This window comes from Thermus altitudinis (assembly GCF_022760835.1).
GTDB classification, from domain to species: Bacteria; Deinococcota; Deinococci; order Deinococcales; family Thermaceae; genus Thermus; species Thermus altitudinis.
Map to the genome: position 1 here is coordinate 1 of NZ_JAKTNQ010000060.1, position 4,619 is coordinate 4,619.

Annotated in this window: 5 protein-coding genes; all 5 read right to left on the minus strand. The window is 64.8% G+C overall.

Translation table 11 applies throughout. The features are described 5' to 3' along the window. The coding region (locus L0D16_RS12245; protein ID WP_243032466.1) for a helix-turn-helix domain-containing protein at positions 1–141 on the minus strand (141 nt) is incomplete at its 3' end. Between the two features lie 149 nt (positions 142–290). Further along, positions 291–1,565, minus strand: coding sequence for a Glu/Leu/Phe/Val family dehydrogenase (locus tag L0D16_RS12250; RefSeq protein ID WP_243032463.1), 1,275 nt, complete (start codon positions 1,563–1,565; stop codon positions 291–293). A 10-nt stretch (positions 1,566–1,575) separates the two neighbouring features. After that, positions 1,576–2,835 carry a Glu/Leu/Phe/Val family dehydrogenase gene (locus L0D16_RS12255; protein ID WP_243032464.1) on the minus strand — a complete coding sequence of 420 codons (1,260 nt, stop codon included), beginning with the start codon at positions 2,833–2,835 and terminating at the stop codon, positions 1,576–1,578. Positions 2,836–2,925: 90 nt separating this feature from the next. Continuing rightward, the gene (locus tag L0D16_RS12260; RefSeq protein WP_243032465.1) at positions 2,926–3,873 is read right to left on the minus strand and encodes a polyprenyl synthetase family protein; all 948 of its coding nucleotides are present in this window, start codon (positions 3,871–3,873) and stop codon (positions 2,926–2,928) included. A 57-nt stretch (positions 3,874–3,930) separates the two neighbouring features. Further along, the coding region (locus L0D16_RS12265) for an Ig-like domain-containing protein (protein WP_341474632.1) at positions 3,931–4,619 on the minus strand (689 nt) is incomplete at its 5' end.

Genomic DNA, 4,619 nt, shown 5'->3' on the forward strand with positions numbered 1-4,619 from the left:
ATCCCTCCTTTCTTGTAGAGCGGCGTTATAGAGTTGACGACACAGGGAAAGGATTTTCTCCAGGTCCCGCCTTTGGGGTTTGGTGGGGTAGAGGCGGTACTTGAAAGCTTTTTTCAGGGTGGTATCCTGTATGTGTATCACCTCCCCGTCAGGTGGCGCCAGGTCCAGGGTGGGCAGACACCGCTGGACCGTTTGCTCCTAGTGTAGCACATTGTGGGGGGTCCATGTATTCCCGGTTTGAAAACCGGGGGATTATAGCCCCCCACACCCCCCCTTTTCTCTAACGGGGGCTAAGGGTAAAGTCCCCGGAGAGCCCTGGCCTCGAGGACCCGGGTGGCGGCCACCACATAGGCGGCGGTGCGCAAGGGAATCCCCTTCTCCTGGCTCACCTGCCACACCGCCTCAAAGGCGTTGCGCAAGACCCTCTCCAGGCGGGCGTTGATCTCCTCCTCCGTCCAGAAGTAGGAGTTGAAGTCCTGCACCCACTCAAAGTAGCTCACCGTCACGCCCCCGGCGTTGGCGATCACGTCGGGCACCACCAAGACCCCCTTCTCCAGGAGGATGTCGTCGGCGGCGGGGGTGGTGGGGCCATTGGCCCCCTCCACCACCACCTTGGCCTGGATGCGCCAGGCGTTATGCTCCGTGATCTGGCCCTCCAAGGCCGCAGGGACAAGGAAATCGGTAGGCACCGCCCAAAACTCGGGATTGGGCAAGGGCTCCGCCTTGGGATAGCCCCGCACCCCCCCGAACTCCGCCACGTGCTTGAGGAGGTCGTAAGGATCTATCCCCGCCTCGTTGTAGATGGTGCCCGTGTGGTCCTGGACAGCGATAATCCGGGCCCCGTGGTCGTGGAAGATGCGGGCCGCCGCATTCCCCACGTTGCCAAAACCCTGGAGGGTCACCCGGCTTCCGTCAATGGGAAGGCCGATCTTCTCCGCCGCCGCCCTGGCGGTGACGAACACCCCCCGGCCCGTGGCATCCCGCCTCCCCAGGGAACCCCCGAGGGCGATGGGCTTCCCCGTCACCACCCCCGGCACGGTGCGGCCCACGTTCATGGAAAAGGTGTCCATCATCCAGGCCATCTCCCGCTCCCCGGTGTTCACGTCGGGGGCGGGGATGTCCCGGTCCGGACCCAGGAGGATGCCGATCTCCGAGGTGTAGCGGCGGGTCAGGCGCTCCAGCTCCCCTGGCGAAAGCCTTTTGGGGTCCACCCGCACCCCCCCCTTGCCGCCCCCATAGGGCAGGCCCACGGCGGCGTTTTTAATGGTCATCCAGGCCGCCAAGGCCATGACCTCGGAAAGGGTCACCTCGGGGTGGAAACGCACCCCGCCCTTGGCCGGCCCCCGGGCGGTGTTGTGGTGGACCCGGTAGCCCTCAAAGTAGGCCACGGTGCCGTCGTCCAGGTGGATGGGCACGTCCACGATCAGGACCCGCTTGGGCCTTTTCAGGCTTTCCGCCAAGGGGGCATACCGCCCCAGGTAGGGGACCACCCGGTCCACCTGCTCCACGAAGATCTCCCAAGGTCCGCCGTCTTTGCCCAGGTAGGAAAGGGGTTCGCTCTTCATAGGCACTCCTTTAGGGGTAAACACCCCGAAGCCTGGTGGCCTCGTTGACCCGCTCCAGGGCCAGGGCCATGGCCCCGGTGCGCAGGTCGGTGGACAGGGCCTCCGCCCTTTGGCACACCTCGGCCACCGCCTTGGCCACGCTCTTGGCGAAGCTTTGCCGCACCTCCGACTCGCTCCAGAAGAACATGTTGAGGTCCTGCACCCACTCCAGATAGCTGGCCAGAAGCCCCCCGCCCCCCGTGAGGAGGTCCGGCACCACCAAAGCCCCCTTGCCCAAGAGGTAGGCCTCGGCCTCCGGAGTGAGGCCAAAGTTGGCGGCTTCCAAGACCACCGGGGCCCGTACTCCCTTGGCCAACTCTCCGTCCAAGGCCTCCTCGAGGGCCGCCAGCACCAGGTAGTCCACATCCAAGGCAAAAAGCTCCTCCGGGGCAAGGTCGTAGCGGGGAAGTTCCCCGGTGGCCTCGTAGTGGCGCAAGGCCTCGGCCACGGGGATGCCCCCTTCCGCGTACATGGCTCCCCGGGCCGTGGAGACCGCCACCACCTTAAGGCCCATCCTCTCGGCATGAAGGGCCAAGCTTCCCCCCACCTGGCCGAAGCCCTGCACCGCCACCTTAGCCCCCTCAAGGGGAAGCCCCCGGCGCCGGGAAAGCTCGGCCAGCACCAGGGCCACGCCAAGCCCTGCGGCCTCGTCCCGGCCCTCGCTACCCCCCAGGGCATGGGGCTTGCCCGTCACCACCCCGGGCACCGTGGAGCCCACGGTCATGGAGTAGGTGTCCATGATCCAGGCCATCGTCTGCTGGTCCGTACCCAGGTCGGGGCCCAGGATGTCTATGTCGGGGCCGATGAGATTCACCAGCTCCGCGGTGTAGCGGCGCACCAGGCGCTCAAGTTCCCTAGGGGAGAGAAGCCTGGGGTCGGCGGCTATCCCCCCCGCCGCCCCGCCAAAGGGCAGGTCGTAAACGGCGGCCTTCAAGGTCATCCAGGCGGCCAGCCCCGCGGTCTGGCCCAGGGTAACCCGGGGGTGGATGCGGACCCCCCCCTTGGCCGGCCCCCGGGCGATGTCGTGCACCACCCGGTAGCCCTGGAAAACCCGCACCTTGCCGTCATCCATGACCACAGGTAAGGAAACCGTCACCAGGCGCTTGGGGTGGGCCAGGTACTCCACCGTGGTGGGGTGGATGTCCACCACCTTTAGGGTTCTCTCTAGCCTCCCCAGGAAGGCCTCCCAAAGGCCGGGGTCTTCCGGAGGGCGATAGGCGGGAAGGCTCATACCATCACCGAGGGGATTATACCCCGCCCAAAAGGAAAACCCGGCCCACCTAAGGGTGAGAACGGGGAGGTAGGTCCTACCGCGCCACCCTCAGAAAAAGCGCTCCCCTTCCTTGAGGGCCAAACTCCGAAGGGCCTCCTTATAGGGAGAGGCGGGCAGGGGCGCAAGGGCCTCAACCGCCATCAAGGCCCTTTCCCGAATGCGCCTTTCCACCTCCTGGGCTACCCCGCTCTCCCGGGCCAGGGTGCGCAGCCGCTCTAAATCCCCCTCTTCCCTTCCCTTTCGCCTCAGGATCTCCCGCACCTCGGGGAAGCGCTCCATCAAGAGCAGGGTGATAAGGGTGGCCTTGCCCTCCCGCACGTCCCCACCCACGGGCTTGCCCAAGGCCTCAGGGGTACCCATCAGGTCCAGGTAGTCGTCCCGCATCTGGAAAGCCTGGCCGTAGAGGAGGCCGAAGCGGGCCAGGGCCTCCCGCTCCTCCCCATCCACGCCCAAGAGGAGGGCCGGCCCCTCGGTGCAAAGCTCCATGAGGGCCGCCGTCTTGGCGGTGATGATCCGCTCGTAGTTCTCCAGGGAGTAGTCCTCGAGGGCGGCCACCTGGAACTGCAAGACCTCCCCCTCGCTCAGGGTCTTGGCCACCTGGGCGAAGCGCTCCACCAGCTCCATCCGCCCGGTCTTGGCGATCACGTGGAGAAGCCGGGAAAGCAAAAAATCCCCCGAAAGGACGGAAACCGCATTCCCATACCGGCGAAACGCCGCTTCCTTGCCCCGGCGGGTCTCGGCGTCGTCAATGAGGTCGTCGTGAAGGAGGGTGGCGGAGTGCAAAAGCTCCACCGCCAATGCCAGCTCCATCTCAAAGGGGGCGCCCCCTAAGGCCCTCGAGGCCAAGAAAACCAAGCGGGGCCGGATGCGCTTGCCCCCCGCCGTCACCAGGTCCTGGTGGATGAGGCGCACGAAGAGGACGTCGGACTGCACCAGTTGGGACAGGGCCTCCTCAAAGCGGAGAAGGGGGGCCTCGAGGTCGGGTAGGACCGTCACGCCCTTCAGTATAGACCCTGGGCCCCGGGTTTCCCCAGGGCCCAGGCTTCAGCTCTCTTACGGCAAGAAGTGGACCAGGATACCACCGGTAAAAGTGGAGGTAGAAGTGGATCCAGCCCTGTAAACAACCTCAGCAGTAATGACCCGATCTCCCGACTTCGTGGGATCATGGCCGGGCACTGAAACGGAAGTATCCCAGACGTATACAAATACCTGCGAGTCATCCCCGGCACTCTGTCGCGTAGCCGATCCTATCCGCACACCATTGATGTACACATCAACCTGGGTGACAGTCACCTCCGGTGGCAACGTTCCATTCACCCCCACGGTAATGCTAACTATTTCACGCCCCGCTCCCCGCCCAACCTCATCACCATCCCTGGGGGTCGTAATCACGAAGACGGAGGCTACTTCCACCGGAATGACAGCGGTACCCAAAGAGCCCGCAACATCCTCCACCTCAACCTTAAGGATGTAGCTCCCGGGCGAGACACGAAGGAGGTTCCAACCCAGACTATACACATTGCCCGACACGCTCGGCGAGCCAGGAATCTTCGCCAAGGTGTTCAAATCCGGACCAAAGTAGAAATCCACCCGACTTACTGTACGGACGGCCCTAACCTCAGCCTGCAGATTCACAAAGCCGGCCAACCTCTCATTCGGCACCGGCGCAACCCACCAAATCGCGGGTTCGTTGGCCACCGTCACCGTAAGGGTGGCCTCCGAAGCGTTGCCCGCAGCGTCCA